At 65.9% G+C, this 16,226-nt stretch carries 14 protein-coding genes; 6 read left to right on the forward strand and 8 right to left on the reverse strand.

Annotated features, from left to right (window positions below; genetic code table 11):
* Positions 1 to 21 precede the first annotated feature (21 nt).
* From YU3_RS0108695 to YU3_RS0108705, 3 genes are all read left to right on the forward strand, one after another.
* Positions 22 to 255, forward strand: coding sequence for a hypothetical protein (locus YU3_RS0108695; RefSeq protein WP_027165865.1), 234 nt, complete (start codon positions 22 to 24; stop codon positions 253 to 255).
* Positions 256 to 400: 145 nt separating this feature from the next.
* Entirely contained in the window at positions 401 to 1,504 is a 1,104-nt protein-coding gene (locus YU3_RS0108700) for an NAD(P)/FAD-dependent oxidoreductase (protein ID WP_027165866.1), read from the forward strand.
* 139 nt (positions 1,505 to 1,643) lie between these two features.
* A complete protein-coding gene (locus YU3_RS0108705) occupies positions 1,644 to 2,273 on the forward strand; it encodes a glutathione S-transferase family protein (protein WP_027165867.1) in 630 nt (209 codons plus the stop codon).
* A 95-nt stretch (positions 2,274 to 2,368) separates the two neighbouring features.
* On the opposite strand, the gene YU3_RS0108710 is transcribed toward YU3_RS0108705, so the two are convergent.
* Positions 2,369 to 2,905, reverse strand: a complete 537-nt coding sequence (locus YU3_RS0108710) for an Hsp20/alpha crystallin family protein (RefSeq protein WP_027165868.1) — start codon at positions 2,903 to 2,905, stop codon at positions 2,369 to 2,371.
* A 429-nt stretch (positions 2,906 to 3,334) separates the two neighbouring features.
* Here YU3_RS0108710 and YU3_RS0108715 point away from each other — a divergent pair, with 429 nt between their 5' ends.
* A complete protein-coding gene (locus YU3_RS0108715; RefSeq protein WP_027165869.1) occupies positions 3,335 to 3,562 on the forward strand; it encodes a hypothetical protein in 228 nt (75 codons plus the stop codon).
* Between the two features lie 12 nt (positions 3,563 to 3,574).
* Here YU3_RS0108715 and YU3_RS0108720 read toward each other — a convergent pair whose 3' ends face one another.
* From YU3_RS0108720 to YU3_RS36290, 5 genes are all read right to left on the reverse strand, one after another.
* Complete coding sequence (locus YU3_RS0108720) at positions 3,575 to 4,576, reverse strand: aldo/keto reductase (RefSeq protein WP_027165870.1); 1,002 nt, start codon at positions 4,574 to 4,576, stop codon at positions 3,575 to 3,577.
* A 215-nt stretch (positions 4,577 to 4,791) separates the two neighbouring features.
* Positions 4,792 to 5,289 carry an N-acetyltransferase gene (locus YU3_RS0108725; protein ID WP_036258109.1) on the reverse strand — a complete coding sequence of 166 codons (498 nt, stop codon included), beginning with the start codon at positions 5,287 to 5,289 and terminating at the stop codon, positions 4,792 to 4,794.
* Between the two features lie 67 nt (positions 5,290 to 5,356).
* Complete coding sequence (locus YU3_RS36280; RefSeq protein ID WP_036258111.1) at positions 5,357 to 6,565, reverse strand: NAD(P)/FAD-dependent oxidoreductase; 1,209 nt, start codon at positions 6,563 to 6,565, stop codon at positions 5,357 to 5,359.
* Between the two features lie 239 nt (positions 6,566 to 6,804).
* Positions 6,805 to 8,103: an NAD(P)/FAD-dependent oxidoreductase gene (locus YU3_RS36285; protein ID WP_084507985.1), complete on the reverse strand. Its 1,299-nt coding sequence runs from the start codon at positions 8,101 to 8,103 to the stop codon at positions 6,805 to 6,807.
* Positions 8,100 to 9,623, reverse strand: coding sequence for a formyl transferase (locus tag YU3_RS36290; protein ID WP_051333890.1), 1,524 nt, complete (start codon positions 9,621 to 9,623; stop codon positions 8,100 to 8,102). Before YU3_RS36290 ends, YU3_RS36285 begins: the two co-directional genes overlap by 4 nt.
* A 248-nt stretch (positions 9,624 to 9,871) precedes the next feature.
* On the opposite strand from YU3_RS36290, the gene YU3_RS0108745 reads away from it, so the two are divergent.
* Together YU3_RS0108745 and YU3_RS0108750 are read left to right on the forward strand one after the other, a co-directional pair.
* Complete coding sequence (locus tag YU3_RS0108745; RefSeq protein WP_027165872.1) at positions 9,872 to 11,974, forward strand: Wzz/FepE/Etk N-terminal domain-containing protein; 2,103 nt, start codon at positions 9,872 to 9,874, stop codon at positions 11,972 to 11,974.
* A gap of 55 nt (positions 11,975 to 12,029) precedes the next feature.
* Complete coding sequence (locus tag YU3_RS0108750) at positions 12,030 to 13,295, forward strand: VpsF family polysaccharide biosynthesis protein (protein ID WP_245273459.1); 1,266 nt, start codon at positions 12,030 to 12,032, stop codon at positions 13,293 to 13,295.
* A 234-nt stretch (positions 13,296 to 13,529) separates the two neighbouring features.
* Here the strand turns inward: YU3_RS0108750 and YU3_RS0108755 are convergent, their stop codons facing one another.
* Both YU3_RS0108755 and YU3_RS36295 read right to left on the reverse strand, forming a co-directional pair.
* Entirely contained in the window at positions 13,530 to 14,810 is a 1,281-nt protein-coding gene (locus YU3_RS0108755) for a cellulase family glycosylhydrolase (protein WP_027165874.1), read from the reverse strand.
* Positions 14,807 to 15,973, reverse strand: a complete 1,167-nt coding sequence (locus YU3_RS36295; protein WP_036258114.1) for a DUF1972 domain-containing protein — start codon at positions 15,971 to 15,973, stop codon at positions 14,807 to 14,809. Before YU3_RS36295 ends, YU3_RS0108755 begins: the two co-directional genes overlap by 4 nt.
* Positions 15,974 to 16,226: the final 253 nt, after the last annotated feature.

Raw genomic sequence — 16,226 nt, forward strand, 5'->3', positions numbered from 1 at the left:
AACCCACGGGGGAGGAAGAAGATGACCCGCAACGACATCATTTCCGTGCTTGGACCGGTCGACGAGGCCGTCATCGCCGACATCGCGCTCACCGGCGCCAGCGTCGAGGAACTGCGCGAGGCCTTCGCCTGGATCGGCGCCGACGAGGCGCTGGTCAATGAAGGCCATGCCATGCCCGGCGCCCGCGTGGCAAAACTGATCGAGATCCTCGAACCGCCGGAAGACGAGCCGGCGGCACCGGGCGCGATGGAATAGCGCCGCGCTCTATCTCCCCGGGGGATAAGGCGTCAGCGTGCCGGGCGCGATGATATAGGGTGCCGCCACTTAGGTGTTTCTCCCTACTTGCCCCTGCAACACCCCCCGTCATAGCTTTTGCCGCTTTGGCGGGAGGAAAAAGCGATTGGACACCAATGTCGTCATTATCGGCGCCGGCCCTGCCGGGCTCGCCGTCGCCGCCTGCCTGAAGCAGGCGGGAATCGACTTTGTAATCCTCGAAAAGGCCGATGAGGTTGCGCCGTCCTGGCGGCGGCATTACCGGCGGCTGCATCTGCACACGGTGAAATCCTTCTCCTCGCTGCCTTTCGCGCCGTTCCCGAAAAGCCATCCGCGCTATGTGCCTCGCGAGAAGGTGGTGGCTTATCTCGATGCCTATGCCGAGCGTTTCGGCCTCAAGCCGCGCTTCGGCGTCACCGTCAAATCGGTCCGCCGGGAAGGCGAGCGCCTGCTGGTCCAGACCGATGCCGGGCCGCTCGATGCGCGCAGGATTGTCGTTGCCACCGGCAACAACGCCGAGCCGATCACGCCGGCCTTCCCAGGCATCGAAGGCTTCAAGGGCAAGGTGCTGCACAGCGCCGCCTACACCGAGGCAGAACCTTACGTCGGCAAGGACGTGCTGGTCATCGGCATGGGCAATACGGGCGCGGAGATCGCGCTCGACCTAGCCGAGAGCGGCGCCAGGCCCACCATCTCGGTGCGCAAGGGCGTCCACATCGTGCCGCGCCAACTCTTCGGCGTGCCGATCCAGATGGTGGGCATCGCCAGCCGGACGATGCCGCAGTCGCTGAACGACTGGATGTTCCCAAAAATCCTCGACCTGGCGCTGGGCCGGCTGGAGAGATACGGCATCGTGCGGCCGAGAGAAGGCATCCTCGCCCAGATCGACGCGGGGCGCATTCCGATGATCGATGTCGGCACGGTCGCGGCAATCAAGCAGGGAAGGATCGGCATCGCGCCCGATATCGCAAGCTTCACCGGCGACGGCGTGAAATTCGCCGATGGAGTGGAGAAGAAATTCGACGCGGTGATTTTCGCCACCGGTTACCGTCCGGGCTATGACGGCTTCCTGCCTCCAGAACTCAGACCGGAAAAGAGCGGCGTGAATGCGCGCGCCAGGGAGTTGGGCGTCTATCTCGTCGGCTTCTACAACCCGGTCACCGGCCTGCTGCGCGAGATCGGCATCGAGGCGCGGGCGGTGGCGAAGGATATTGCGGGGCGGGGCATCTAAGCCGATAAGCCGAGTTCCGTCAGGCCAAAGGGGGGTGCCTTCGCGCCGACGTCCAGGTGCTAGCGTTGCGATTGCCTGAATCGGGTGGCGCCCGTCATACCCATAATGCGAAGCCATCCCATCAACCGGGGTCCACTCCATGCTCACGCTCTACGATTATCTCCCGTCGCAAAATGCCTGGAAAATTCGCGTCCTGCTCGGCCTCCTCGGCGTCGCCTACGAAACCCGCATGGTGTCGATCTTCGAAGGCGAGAGCCGCACGGAGGCTTTTCTGAAGCTCAACCCGGCCGGGGCCGTTCCGGTGCTCGCCGTGGAGAATGGCCAGGCAATCGCCGAGTCCAACGCGATCCTCGTCTGCGTCGCCGAGGGCACATCCTATCTGCCGGCAGACCGGCTTCTTCGCGCCAAGGTGATGCAGTGGCTGTTCTTCGAGCAGTATTATGTTGAACCGGTCATCGGCTCGCTGCGCTTCTGGACGCTGACTGGGCGGCTGGAGCGTAACAGGGCGCTGGTCGCGGGCAAGCATGAGGCGGGCGTGCGGTCACTTGGCGCACTGGAGCGAAGCCTGCAAGACACACCGTTCCTGGTCGGCGATACGCTCACTATCGCCGACATCGCGGTCTATGCGTACGGCCATCGCGCCGAGGATTGCGGTTTCTCACTCGCCGACTATCCGGCGGTCGGCGGTTGGGTGGAGAGGGTCGGCGAGGCGATCGGGCCGGGCTATCCCGTCCATCCCTACAGCATCGATCCGCATTCAGCCGGGTGAGGACGGCCGGCGGCGGCTCTCTAAATTAGGCAAATTCCAGGTGGGGCCGCTTCCTGGAATTGCCCTTGCTTTATGTGCCGGCCGCCGGCCGGCCTTCAATGCTTGCTCTTGGTGGAGCCGGCACCGGCACCTCCGATCGGGATACGCCTGGCTTTCGCCTGGGCGCGCTGGGTCTTGGGCAGCGTCACCGTGAGCACGCCGTTGTGGAAGTCCGCGCGCACCTTGTCTTCCTCGATCTCGGTGCCGAGCGGAATGCGCCGTTCGAAGCGGCCATAGAAGTGCTCGGAAAACTGCCTGTCCTTGTCTTCGGTCAGCGACTTCTTCTCGCCGCGCAACGTCAGCACGCCGTCGTCCATCATCAACTCGACGTCCTTCTCCTCCATGCCGGGCATTTCGGCCGTGATGCGGACTTCGGAGTCGGTGTCGGAGATTTCGACGCTCGGCCATCCGGCGCGTCCGCCAAAGGTGTCGCCAAGCGACGGCATCCTGCTGCCAAAATCGCGGAATGCATCATCGAATAGACGGTTCATCTCGCGATGCAGCGCCACGAAGGGATCGCGATCGCCGTCGCGATAAAGACCGGGAACCTTACTGCCTTCCCTGGCCCACGGGATGAGATCACGCATTGCCATTTCGATGTCTCCTTCTCGGTTGCATGAGGCGATGCAGGTGCCTGGGTACCGGACAGCTTCGAGGCTGTGCTGGCTGACTGGTCCTCCGGGGCGTCGGCCGCGTTCCGAGCACTCCCCGCACGTCCAGCGCTTGCGCACGAGATCGGCTAGCATCGATCTGGGGAACGGCTCTGCGAAGTCAAGGCCCGCTCTTCCCGCCGCGCCAGGCTTTCTTCGATCGGCCGCCGGACGCAATGATTTTGAGCCATTTTGTCCGCCCGGGAACGCCGGGCGATGCCGGAACAGAAGGCCGCGCAGGGCGTTTCCGTTCAAGCAGTTTCGGGAAGCGCGCGTGTGTTTTCCGTCATGATTGGAGCAGTGTGCCGCCACCCACGCAAGGGGTGCCACGAGGCCCGGCCTGCTTTCCCAACGGCACAAGGGAGATCCGCAATGGTGCGCACCGTCGCTTTCGTTATTCTCGCCACCGGCATGGCCAGCCTGCCCGCCATGGCGGCCGAGCAATACTGGGTCGCCAGGGATGCCGTCTCGAAACAGTGCGAGATCGTGCCGAAAAAGCCCGACGGGACGCTTGTCATCGATCTCGGCAAGAAGAAATACGCCAGCGAGGGGGAGGCCAGGAAGGCGATGGAGGCGCTTTCGGATTGCAAGAAGAAATAGGGCCGTAAACGCTTACCGGTCCACCGTCGACATCGCCCGCTCATTGTATCGTGGCCCCGCCACCTTGTCGGCCGTCAGCGCCATGTCGAGTCCCAGCATCTCGGTGGCGTCGAGCCTGATGTCCGCCGCCGCGACATTCTCCTCCAGATAGGTCCGCCGCTTGGTGCCGGGGATCGGCACGATGTCGATGCCGAAGTCGGGGCCCTTGGCGAGCAGCCAGGCGATCGCGACCTGGCCGGGTTTGACGCCTTTTGCCGCGGCGATGTCGCGCACCGTGGCTGCCGCCGCGACATTCAAGTCGAAATTCTCGCCCTGGTAGCGCGGGTCGCCGCGGCGGAAATCGCCCTCGGGATAGTCTTCCGCCCGCCTGACGTCGCCGGCTAGGAAGCCGCGGCCGAGCGGCGCGAACGGCACCAGGCCGATGCCCAGCTCCTTCAGCGCCGGGATGATCTCTGGCTCGAGGTTGCGCTCCCACAGCGAATATTCACTCTGCAGCGCCGAGACCGGATGCGCGGTATGCGCGCGGCGGATGTTGGAAATGCCCGCTTCCGACAGGCCGAAGAAGCGCACCTTGCCCTGAGCCACCAGTTCGCCGACCGCGCCGGCGACATCCTCCATCGGCACGGCGGGGTCGATGCGGTGCTGGTAGAAAAGGTCGATGCGGTCGGTGGCGAGCCGCTTCAGCGAAGCCTCCACCACCTCGCGTATATGCTCGGGCCGGCTGTCGAGGCCGGCCTGCTTGCCGTCGGCGATGCGGAAGCCGAACTTCGTCGCGATCGTCACCTGATCGCGCCGGCCTTGCAGCGCGCGGCCGAGCAGTTCCTCGTTGACGAAGGGTCCGTAGACCTCGGCCGTGTCGAGGAAGGTGCAGCCGAGCTCGATCGCCCGGTGCAGCGTCGCGATCGACTCCGCCTCGTCGGCCGGGCCGTAGGCCTGGCTCATACCCATGCAGCCGAGGCCGATCGCCGAGACTTCGAGCCCCTGGCCGCCGAGTTTCCGTTTGCCGAGGCTCATCGATGTTCTCCGAAGGTAAATAAGCGCTCGCGAAAATATAGAGGCCGGAAGCGAACCGTCCAGCCGCCAATATTCGCTTGATCGGGATCAAGGCAGGCTGGGCGGAGGGTCCTATCGTCAATTCGTGTTGGGCAGGACGCAAGGCGGGCGGGTGGTTCCGGCCGGCACCATTCCCTCGGAGCCCTGACGAACCATCCGGATCGCCTGCGTGGAACTCAAGCCATCGGCAGCATGTGGCGCATGATCAGCGAGGCGTGCCCGCCGACACCATGCGAGGCCTCCCGCCGTTCGACCACTTCGAAGCCGTGCTTGCGGTAGAAGGCGATCGCGCGGTCATTGCCCTCGATCACCTCCAGCGCGATCGAGGGAATGCCGGCATGCGCGGCAAGCACGGCGTGCAGCAGGTCGACCGCCAGACCGCTGCCGAACGCCCGTGGCTCGACGTGGAGCCGCTCCAGCATGACGTCGCCCTTTGTGTCCATCATCGCCATCGCGTAGCCGGTGATCGAACCGTCGGCGTCTTCGGCGACGAAGGACATCTTGTCCTCGTCCTCGAGCTCGGCCGCGAGCTTTTCCGGCGCGTGCCTTTCGGCGGAAAGCCGGGCCACGGTCTCGTCGCCCATGATCGGCGCATAGGTCCGCCGCCAGGATTGGCCGAGCAGACGCGAGACTGCCGCAAGGTCGTCACTCGTCATCGCGCGGATGCGGGTCATCTTCGTGGTCCTCGTTGCAATCTGGAAGATAGGGCGAAGCGCGGCGTGTAGCGAGGCGCCCGTCGGCTTAAGCCATGCTCGCGGCCGGCAGCTCCTCGCGGCGGCGCATCCTACGGCCAATAATCATCAACTGGCGCGCGGTGTTGTTGCGCAGGCGGCGCAGCCGCCATTCGAGCCCCGTCTCGACGGTGATCCGCTTGGCATAGATGCTGGAGCGCATCCCGGCGCCGTCGGTGGCGACCTTCACCGGGTCGTCGTAGAAGGCGCAGATCTTGTCGGCGTCCATGCCGGGCGTCGAGAGCCATTGCGGAATGTAGGTCGAAGCAAGCCGGTCGACATCGGTCACCACGCGGTTGATGCCGATGCCTGGCGTCGGGCACGTGGTCCAGAACGCGTCGCCGATGGTGACGACGCCGGCGCGGCGATGCTGCCTGGTCGTGGTCAGGCTGACCTGCCGCACCTCGACGGGGCCAGTAAGGGCGAAGTTGCCGCATTGCCTGGCGATCTCCGGCATCAGCTCGCAAAGCATCGCCTGCGGATTTTCACGGAACGCCCGCGTCCATTCCTCGGCCACGGCGCGGTAGACGAACATATTGCCCCGCAGGCGGTTGCCGATCGGGAAGACACTGAGATAGGCGACGCGGTCCGCCGGGTTCCTAGCGTAGCAGGTGACAGCCGGATAGGCGCATTCCTGCGGCGTGATCGCGAGGTCGAATCCGATCGACAGCGAGTGCGCCTTCGATTCCTCGACGCGCTCGATGCCGATGGCGCGCCGTACCGCTTCGCTGTAGCCGGTGGCCACCACCAGAAGGCGGGCTTCGATGACGGAACCGTCGGCAAGCATCAGGTGCTGCCGGTCCGGTCCGGTCGAGACCTCGGCGACCTTGCCCACCGTCAGCGGCACTTGCGGAGGCAGGGCCTGCCGCATGCCGTTGACCAGCGCGCCATAGGAGAAGGCGAATTCCCGTTTCCGTTCGCGCCGGAAGAACTGACCGAGGCGGAAGACGTGGATGTCGGTCATCGGCGTGACAAGGGGCCTGATGGCGGGGCCGAGGCCTAGCTTCTCGAACACCTGCATCTGCTTCATGCCGATCTTCTCGGCACGGAACTCGTCGTGATGGACCAGATGCGGGTCGATCAGCGCCACCTTGCGGCCTGCCTTGCCCAGCACGGCGGCCAGGCTCGTGCCCGCCAGCCCGGCGCCCACTATAGCCACTTCGACTTCGGCCGGACCAGCCTGGACGGCAGGCGTTTCGCGGCCCTGTGCAGTGCTCATTTTTCTGCTCCACAGCCCACGCGATGAATACCCGGGTAGCTGAAACAATCTCAAGCAACCCAGGCGCGAGCCTGGTAGCAATGAAGGATTAGGTTAATTCGCGGCACGGTTGCCGTCCGATAGCCCGCTGCCGAACCGATAGGGGCGGCAGCGGGCTATTGGTGCGACGGGAGTGCTGTCCCGCCGAGCAGGAGACACTGCTCACGATGATCTAAACCGGCTTCGCCAAGGACCGCGACTTACGGATTGGTAAGCTCGCTCACGATCATGTTCCCAGCCGGCGCGCAATCCCCCGACATGTGCTTCTGTGTGGTCGAAAGCAACTCCTCCTGCGCCAGGTGCGGCGTGGCCGGCTTGCCCGCCTCGCGGAACCGACGGGCGAAGATCATCAAATGGCGCGCGGTGTTGTTGCGCAGGCGGCGCAGCCGCCATTCCAGCCCGGTCTCGGTGGTGATCCGCCTGGCATAGATGCTGGCCCGCATGGCTCTTGCGTCGGCCGCGATCTTGATCGGATCGTCGTAGAAGGCGCAGATCTTGTCGGCCGCCATGCCGGGTGTTTCGAGCCAGGCGGGAATATGCGTCGCGCTGAGGCAATCGACATCGGTAAGCACCCGATGGATGCCGTCGCCTTGCGCCGGGCATGTCGTGGCGAACGCGTCGCCGATGAAGACGACGCCGTCGCGGCGATGGCCCTGTGACGTTGTTAGGCTGACCTGCCTCACTTCGACCTCGCTGGCGGTGGCGAAGCCGCCGCATCGCTCGGCAATCTCCGGCATCAGCTCCAGCAGCATCTTTTGCGGGTTTTCGCGGAACGTCCGCACCCAAGGATCGGCAACGGTCCGGTAGATGAACATGTTTGCCCGCATCCGCTCGCCGATCCTGAAGATGGTAAGAAAGGCAATGCGATCGGCGACCCGCTTTCCGTAGTAGGTGAGCGATTGGAGACCGAACTCCTGCGGCGAGATCGCCAGGTCAAAACCCATCGTCAGCGAATGCGCCTTCGATTCCTCGATGCGCTCGACGCCGATGGCTCGCCGTACCGCCTCGCTGTAGCCCGTCGCCACGACCAGCAGCCGGGCATCGATGATGGAGCCGTCGGTAAGCGCTAGGCGCTGCCGGTCCGGTCCGGTCGACACCTCGGCGACCTTGCCCACCGTCAGCGGCACTTGCGGAGGCAGCGCCGCGCGTATGCCATTGATCAGCGGCGTGTAGGAAAAGGCGTACTCCCAGGCCTGCTTGCGCTCGAACAACTGGCCGAAGCGGAAGACATGGAGATCGGTCATCGGCGTGGCGAGGGATCTGAAAACCGTGCCGAGGCCGAGCTTCTCGAACAGCCCCATCTGCTCCGCACGGGTTTTCTCGGCCCGGAATTCGTCATGGTGGATGCGATGCGGATCGACCAGCGCTATCCTGCGGCCCGCCTTGGCGAGCGACAGCGCGAGCAGCGTTCCGGCGAGCCCCGCACCGACGATCGCCACGTCGACCTCGGTCCGGCCAGGCGGCACGGCGGGTGTTTCGCGAGCCTCTGCGATGCTCATTTTTCGCCCCCACGGCCCATTGGCATGGGTTCCCGCCGCTTCCAGCGCGGCGCCATTGCCGAACCATCTATGAATTCCAGTCCGCCTGCTTCGTTGAGCGTATGCAGCTTGCGGCCGGCCCAGCCGACGCCGGGGTTGAGGATCGTCTCGACGACCTGTTCCATGCCGGTCTCGTCGAGTCGGGTGACGCGCGCGATGCCGAGCGCGGCGCCATAACTCCTGCGGCAGTCCTGCACCGGGCGCAGAAGCTGGCCGCTACGGCTGACCATGCGGCCCGCAGGCCGCGCCGAGGCGATGTCGATCAGCACCGGGTTCTTCGGATGCGGCGCCCACGGCCCGCGGAAATCCGGCGCCGACCAGAGATGAAGCTGGTCCGAGAAGGCGCCGCCGCCGTCGCGCACGGTGGCGAACATCCACCAGCGCCCGCCATGCTCGACAAGCGTGGCGTCGCCGGCGACGACGTCCGACAAAAGCGTCGCCTCCTTCACCCAGCCGCCCGGGAAAGCTGTGGCGCGGTAGAGGTCGACGCTGCGGTTTGCCGAGCTTTCCGGCACCATCCACATCTGACCGTCACGCTCGAACACGAAGGGGTAGGAGAGGTGATAGGGCAGTTCCAGCACCGGCTTCGGCCGGCCGGCCGGTCCGTTCGGCCCGAAAGCCACCGCCGAAAGGATCGCCTTGCCGGTGCGGTGGATATAATCCTCGACGAACAAGGTCACCTGGCCACGGTGAAGCACCGGGAACGGATCGGCGTAGAAGCGGCTGCCGTCGTCCGGCAGGTCGTGCCAGCCCGACTGCGGATGGGCGCGCAGATCGTAGAGGTCCTTGCCACCGGTCTCGCGCCAGCCGACCCGCCAATGCGGGGCGTTGTAGCACAGATGATAAATCTGCTGCACGATGCGCCTTGCCGTCGCCTTGGCCGCCCGCATGCCGAGCTTCGTGGCCGATGGCATGGACGGCGGCGGCACCTCCGATGACGGTTCTGGCAGCACAGGCAAATGCGAGCGCGCGGCGCCGTCGACCGCCGCGGCGATCAGGCTGGCGCTGCGCGCCAGCATGTCCTGGAAGGACGCCAACGCGATGCCGTGATATTCGGTGCCGAGCCGTCCCTCGGCGACGGTTGCGCCGTTCTGTTCGAGGCGGGCCAGCGGCGTGCGGCCGGCAAGGATCAGCGCCAGCAGGGCTTCCTCGCCGCAGACGCCGTCATAGGCAAGCCGCCAGACCCTTCTGCCGTGCGGCTCGACGTCGCCGACGAGGTCGATCGTGAGATCGGCTGGCGCCGACGCTCTTGCATGGCCGGCCAGCGCCGAAAGTGGCACACGCCTGGCCGTCCCATTGGCGGGCAGGCGATGGATCAGCGTCTCAAGCTGGAACAGCGCTTCGGCTGCGTGCGGCACACCGCCCGCCGCCGGGCGGGCGTCGACGGAAAGCTCGACGCCGGGCAGCAGCGACAGCCGCTCGGCCAGCGCGACATGGAAAGCGCGCACGCAATCGCCGTTGAGGCGCAGATTCAGGCGCATGCCCGACCCCTGGGCGACTCACATCCGGGGCCGGCGGCCCGGCCCGCCAAGTCAAGTTCCCGCCGCATGCGCACCACGTCTCCTAACTTTGGGCTGCACTTAAATTGTACTGCGTCGGTGCAAACTTCGTGCCAGTACGGCATCAATTTATGAACATAATTAACAGTGTTTTAATCGTTGCCGGGAATAGCTAGGCCAACGCCGCATTTTCGTCTTTGCCGGCCGATGGAGCGTTGTCGGAGCGACCTTTGCAACCATCCCTGCTCATGGTGCCCCAGCAGCACGCTCCCGACGCGGTCGCGCCGGCGCCGGCCTATTACGCGCAGGCGCCCGCGCCCGCTACGGTCGAGCTTGGCGATCTCGGCCGCATCCTGTTGCGGCGCCGCCTCCTGATCCTTGCCGTCACCGCGCTGCTCACTGCCGTGACGCTTGTCTATGCCATGCTGACGCCGGCGCTTTACAGCTCGACGGCGCAGATCATCATCGATCCACAGGATCTCCAGGTCGTCACCAACGACGTCAATCCAAGCCGCATTTCGCCGGACGGCGGCATCACCCAGGTCGAAAGCCAGGTCAGCGTCGCGCAATCGAACAGCGTCCTGTTGCGCGCCATCGCGGCGACAAAGCTGACCGAGAATCCGGAATTCAACGGTGAGGGCGTGCTCGACCGCTGGCTGGGCGGGTTCCTCGGCTCCGACGGCGGCGACAGGACGGCTGAGACGCTCGATGCGCTGCGCCGCCGCCTTGCGGTGAAGCGCGACGACAAGGTGCTGGTCCTCAACATCATCGTCACGGCCAAAAGCGCCCAGACGGCGGCGGATCTGGCCACCGCCATAGCGAAAGCCTATCTGGCCGACCAGGCGGATGCGCGCTCCCAGGCCGCCGCCCAGGCTTCCGATGCGATCAGCGCTCGGCTGGATGACCAGCGCAAGCGCGTCGAGCAGGCGGCCAACGCCGTCGAGGCCTACAAGGCCGAGCACAACATGGTGATGGCCGCCGGCAACCTGGTCAGCGACCAGGAACTGACCGACCTCAACACGCAGCTGACCGCTGCCCAGACCCGCACGGCGCAGCTCAAGGCGCAGGTCGACCAGCTGCGCCGGCAGGGCGGCGCGCCGGACGCAACCACCGAGGCGATGCGCTCGCCGGTGATCGCCAGCCTCAGGGCGCAGGAGGCGACGCTGGTCGATCAGATATCCCAGTTCGGCACCGCGCTTGGGCCGCGCCATCCCTCGATGATCTCCGCGCAGCAGCAACTGAGCGATCTGCGCAAGCTGATTTCGCGTGAACTCGGCCGCCTCGTCGCCGCCGCCGAGACCGACTACGAGCGCGCCTTGGCCAATCAGAAGGATCTGCAGGCCAAGATGGCGTCGCTGAAGGGCAAATCGCTCGACACTGACCAGGCGTCGGTCAGGCTGCGCGAGCTGCAGCGCGATCTCGATGCGGTGCGCACCGTCTATGCCAATTACCTGCAGCGCGCCCAGGAAACGCGCGAGCAGACCAACGTCAACAGCACCAATGCCCGCATCATCTCCTATGCCATGCCGGCGCTGAAGAAGAGCTGGCCGCCGAAGGGCCTGCTTCTGTTCGGCGCCATCTTCGGCGGACTGGCGCTGGGCATCGGCATGGCGCTGATCGCCGAATATCTTTCGCCGACCGTGCTTTCCGCCAACCAGATGCAGTCGGCCATCGAAGCGCCGGTGCTGGGCGTGCTGCCGGGCAAAGCGCGGCGCCGCGGGGGCCGCTCCGGCGCCATGGCCCAGAAGACCGACGCCGTGGCCGGGCTCGCGCTGCAGCGCATCGCCGCCGCTACCAGGCGTCCGTCCGACTGGCCGCTGGTGCCCTCGATCCTGGTGGCGTCGCCGCCCGAAGACAAGGCGCAGCGGTCCAGGGTGGCATGGCAACTTGCCAATGCGGCGGCGGCCAGGGGCCGTCGCGTGCTGTTCATAGACATCAATGCCGGCAAAGGCCAGAAGGACCCGCAGCCCGGCGTGCTCGACGTGCTGCGCGGCGAATATCCGCTCGATGCGGTCAGCCGCTATGCGCCGGGCAGTTCCGTCGCGCTGCTCGGCCGGGGCCGGCCGGCCGCGGTGTTCCAGGAAGCGCAGGCGCTCTATTTTGCCCATCGCATGCTGGCCGAGGCCAACCACAGCTTCGAGCTTGTCGTCATCGACGGCGGCGCGCTGGCCGACGACCTCAACGTCCTGCCGCTGGTCGCCATGGCCGACGAGATACTGCTCGTCGCCCGGCTGAACGCGACGCCGATGCGCGACGTCGCCACGACCTCGGAAGCGGTCTCCGTCATGGGGCGGCTGCCGACCGGCGCCATGCTGGTCGACGAGGCTGCCTGAAATGGCCTCGATCCTGGCCGGTTCCGCCCGGCCTGTCCCTGCTTCGGGTTATGGGATGCCTGGCCAGCGCGTTGTCTCCGTCGATGCGCTGACCCGGCTCGGCCTGACCGTGGCGGTGCTGCTTCTGTTTTCCGTCTCCGGCGGCATGCTGTGGCTGGTCGGCTACAATTACGACGGCCTGCAGGGCAGCCCGCTGAGCAAGATCCACCCGTCCACCTATCTCTTCGTGCTCGTCTTCATCTGGCGCTCCTGCACCTTCGGCAATCCGATCGGCTATGCGGTCTATGTCACCAACAAGCGGCCGGCCACGACGCTGATGGCGGTGATCTCGACGGTGCTTCTCTTCGTCGTCATCCTCAGGCAGCGCCCCGGCATGGCCGGCATGATCGACACTTTCGTCGCGCCGGCGCTGCTCGTGCTTCTGCTGAGCGAGGATGACGAGAAGACCTTTGCCCGGCTGCAGCTCGTCATCCATGTCGTCATGACCGTGAACGCGCTGCTGGCGCTCTTCGAGTTCGGCACCAAGCACCTGGTGTTTCCGTACCGGTTCGACGGCGCGGTGTTCGTCAACGATTTGCGCTCGAACGCCCTGCAGGGGCACCCGCTCTCCAACGCCACGGTCACCTCGATCTATGTGCTGTCGCTGCTGTCCGGCGCGCGTTCCTTGTCGACGCCGCTGAGGCTCGGGCTCGTCGGCCTGCAGTTCTGCGCGCTGGTCGCCTTCGGCGGCCGCTCGGCGATGGTGCTGACGGTGGTTCTCGGCGGCGCCTACATCCTCATCCGCGGCCTGGCGCAGCTCAGGACCCGCCGCATCAACCTTTTGGGCGCCGCGCTGGTCATCATGCTTGCCGCGCTGCTGCCGCTGGCGATCGCACTTGCCGGCTATTACGGCTTCTTCGACGCGCTGCTCGAACGTTTCGTCTCCGACAGCGGCAGCGCCAATGCGCGCGTCGAGATGTTCGATCTCTTCAGGCATCTGGAATTGCGCGACCTGATCGTCGGGCCCGATGTCGACCTGCTGGACAGCATGCGCCGCATCACCGGCCTGGAGCAGGGCATCGAAAACCCGGTCATCCGCCTGACGCTCTACCAGGGCGCCTTCTTCACGCTTTTGATCTTCTTCGGCTTCGCGCTGTTCATGCACGAGGTCGCGCGCCGCTGCCACCCCGGCATCTGGCTGCCGATGCTGGGCTGGCTGATCCTGCTCAACACTTCCGAAAGCATCGCCTCCAAGACGACGCTGATGACCAAATTCGTGGTCATGGCGCTGGCGCTTTATCGGCCGGCGAGGGTGGGGATGCGTTCAGGGACGCTGGCGTAGCGCTCTACGGCGCCCCCCTCTGTCCGGCAGGACATCTCCCCCACAAGTGGGGAGATCAGCCGTCACGCCGGCTTTCGCTAATCACCGACGTTGCAAGTGAGGCGCGGTCGCGGAAGCTGCCAATCTCCCGCCAAATGGGGAGATGTCCGGCAGGACAGAGGGGCGCGCGAAGGAATGAGGCGCGACGCACTACGCACCAGAGCGCTGAACGTGAAACGTAGCCCTCCGGCATTCTCAGCCCGAGCTCAGCCCAAGCGCCTCGATCATGGCCGGATCGAGCGCGCGCGTGGTGTCGTCCATCATGCCCATGCCGTCGAACAGGTCCCAGAACGCCCAGGGAAAGCCGAACGTCTCCGCGCTCTGTCGCACATCTGCGATGTAGCGGGAGCGGTCCGGATTGGGCGCGGCGGTGTAGCGGGCATCGGTGCGCAGCGCGCCGAACTCGCCCATGATGATGCGTTCGGGGGCGATGCCATGGCTGTCCGCCCAATCACGGACCTGAGCGAGATATTTGTCGATGAAGCGGCGGTCGGGCTGGGCGTCGAAATAGACTTTCAGCACCTTTTCGGTGTCGGCATAGGCGGCGCGCTTGGCCTCGTCCGACCTCTCGGTGTCCTCAGCCATCCGTGCCCTGACCGAGGCCAGCGTCTTGTCGAGCGAGCCGGCCGAGGCCGGCCACGGCACGTTGTTCAGCGCGTGGTAGACCGGCTCGCGCATCCACGGCGCGCCCTGATGGCTGAACAGATAGGGTTCGTAGAAGTGGAAGGTGAACAGGATCGGCTCGAAGGCCGCCAGCGGCGCCGGATCGAGCGCGGCGAGCCCGCGCACCATCGAACCGCAGCCGCCGGTGACGACGAGCGGCAGCTTTCGCGCCGAACCCCGCGCGGCGCTCAGCAGCGCCGCCTGAACCTTGGGCCAGGCTTCGGAGGAACAATCCTGCGGCGGCTCGTTGACCGGCTCCAGCGCGATCCTGGCGGGCGCCATGTCCGCCAGCATGTCCGCCAGCATGCCGGCCACTTCGCCGACGAAGACCTGGTAGCGCGCGAATTCCGGCGCCTCGATGCTGGAAACCATGCGCTCGGGATTCCAGTAATGCGTGGCGCCGTTGGCCTGCACGTTGACGATGACGCCGAGATCGGCGGCCCGCGCCGCCTCGACCGCCGCGCTCAGCATCGCCATCATGTCGGCGCGCCGGCCCGCTTCAGCGGCAAGGAAGGGGCCCGGATCGACGGGCAGGCGGATGAAATCGAGGCCGCTGGCGCGCAGCCGGGCAAGGTCGGCGGGCGTCGGCACCGGCCGCTGCGACTGGAAGGGCGGCCAGTCATAGTCGGTGCGAGGTGCGGGAAACTCACGCGTCAGCGCAAACCACGGCCAGGCGTTGACACCGCGCTTGAAAGGCCATTCGCCGGTGGCGGCACGCGCTGGGAATACGAGCGGCGGAACCGCCGTGGCCAGCGGTGCCGTCGCCGCAACCAGCGCCGCGCCGAGGATTCGGCGGCGCGACCAGCCGGTCATGCGCGCTTGGCGCGGTCGGCCGGCGCTGGTGCTGCAGTGGTGGCGCCGAGTTGCCGCAGCGCTTCGTTCTCATAAGCCAGCAGCACGTCTTCCCAGCGGAAGGCCTCGCGGGCGCGGGCCCGCGCCGCCTTGCTGCAGCGCGCAACCAGCAAATCATCGGCCAGCGCCTCGTCGATCCGCTCGCTCAGGCTCGCGATGTCTTTGAAATAAAGTGCCGCATCGCCGGCGACCCAGCGGTTGTAGCGGTTGTCATGCGCGATCACCATGTTGCCTGCGGCAAGCGCCTCGACCAGCGAGGGGTTGGTGCCGCCCACAGTGTGGCCGTGCATATAGGCGCGCGCATGGTAGCGCAGCGCCCTCACCACCGCCTTGTCATAGATCGCGCCCGGCATGATCACCGTGCTGCCCGCCGCCTCGCGCACGGCGCGGTGGTAAGGAATGTCGTCATTGAGCGTGCCGAGCACCACCAGCTTCATGTCGCCGCGCTCGCGGCGTCGGAAGGCTTCGATGATCTGCAGGATGTTGTTGTCGGGCTCGATCCGCGCGATCGAGACCAGATATTTGCCGGGCTCCAGGCCGAGCGCGCGAATGGGTTCCTCCGGCGCCGAGGTCACCGGGTCAGCGCCATACGCGATCGTGGTGATGGCGCTGCGCGGCCGCCGTGTCGCCAGATGGTCGGCGATCGCCGGGTGATCGGCGACGAGCCGGTGCGAGATCCAGGCGCCGATCCATTCGTTGAGCCAGAACCAGCTGCGCGCCGCCGGTCCCCATTTCGGCCGCCGCCACTCGATGCCGTCCATGTTGGTGATGATCTTGCGCCGCATGAGCCTGAGCCAGGTCAGGAACACCGCGCCGTTATAGCCGAGCACCAGGCACACGCCCGGCCGCCTGGCGGCGTCGAGCACGCATTGCCAGTCGAATTCCAGCGTCGCGCGCGCGCCCTCGGAGGCGACCTCGATGGTGATGAGCTCTATGCCGCGCCAGGTTTCGCTCGACACCCTTTGCCCGACGCGCTCGACCTCCTTCTGGCAATACACGCCGACGTTCCAGCCGCGTCCGATCAGGAAAAGCGCCAGGCGCTCGGCAAAGGTCTCGAACCCGCCATGGGAAGCCGGAATGCCGCGCGTTCCCAGGATCAGGATGGAAGGTCGTTCCGATTTCAAGGCAAGGGTTCCCGGGGGCTGGTATGGTTTCTGTTATCTTAACGACAATCCTAGCAACTTCCGTGCCAGGTCACCCCTTGGCCAATATTCACATGGAGTTTTAAAATATTCCTTCAGAATCCCGGAGTTGTTTCATTATCGGTCAACCTTCGGGAGGTATCTGTGTCGATACGGGCCGCGGCTGGTGTTCTCGGTTCGCGGCCGGGCAATTCAGACCCGGCATGATCCTTGCTCCCGGGCCTGCGGTGGCCAC

Origin of the sequence: Mesorhizobium sp. WSM3224, assembly GCF_000427725.1 — a bacterium.
In the GTDB taxonomy this organism is placed as follows: domain Bacteria; phylum Pseudomonadota; class Alphaproteobacteria; order Rhizobiales; family Rhizobiaceae; genus Mesorhizobium.

Coding starts and splice junctions, on each gene's coding strand:
- YU3_RS36285 (WP_084507985.1), bottom strand. CDS start 8,103: ATGAGCATCGCAGAGGCTCGCGAAACACCCGCCGTGCCGCCTGGCCGG.
- YU3_RS0108725 (WP_036258109.1), bottom strand. CDS start 5,289: ATGACCCGCATCCGCGCGATGACGAGTGACGACCTTGCGGCAGTCTCG.
- YU3_RS0108720 (WP_027165870.1), bottom strand. CDS start 4,576: ATGAGCCTCGGCAAACGGAAACTCGGCGGCCAGGGGCTCGAAGTCTCG.
- YU3_RS0108755 (WP_027165874.1), bottom strand. CDS start 14,810: ATGACCGGCTGGTCGCGCCGCCGAATCCTCGGCGCGGCGCTGGTTGCG.
- YU3_RS36290 (WP_051333890.1), bottom strand. CDS start 9,623: ATGCGCCTGAATCTGCGCCTCAACGGCGATTGCGTGCGCGCTTTCCAT.
- YU3_RS0108705 (WP_027165867.1), top strand. CDS start 1,644: ATGCTCACGCTCTACGATTATCTCCCGTCGCAAAATGCCTGGAAAATT.
- YU3_RS0108710 (WP_027165868.1), bottom strand. CDS start 2,905: ATGGCAATGCGTGATCTCATCCCGTGGGCCAGGGAAGGCAGTAAGGTT.
- YU3_RS0108715 (WP_027165869.1), top strand. CDS start 3,335: ATGGTGCGCACCGTCGCTTTCGTTATTCTCGCCACCGGCATGGCCAGC.
- YU3_RS0108750 (WP_245273459.1), top strand. CDS start 12,030: ATGCCTGGCCAGCGCGTTGTCTCCGTCGATGCGCTGACCCGGCTCGGC.
- YU3_RS0108695 (WP_027165865.1), top strand. CDS start 22: ATGACCCGCAACGACATCATTTCCGTGCTTGGACCGGTCGACGAGGCC.
- YU3_RS36280 (WP_036258111.1), bottom strand. CDS start 6,565: ATGAGCACTGCACAGGGCCGCGAAACGCCTGCCGTCCAGGCTGGTCCG.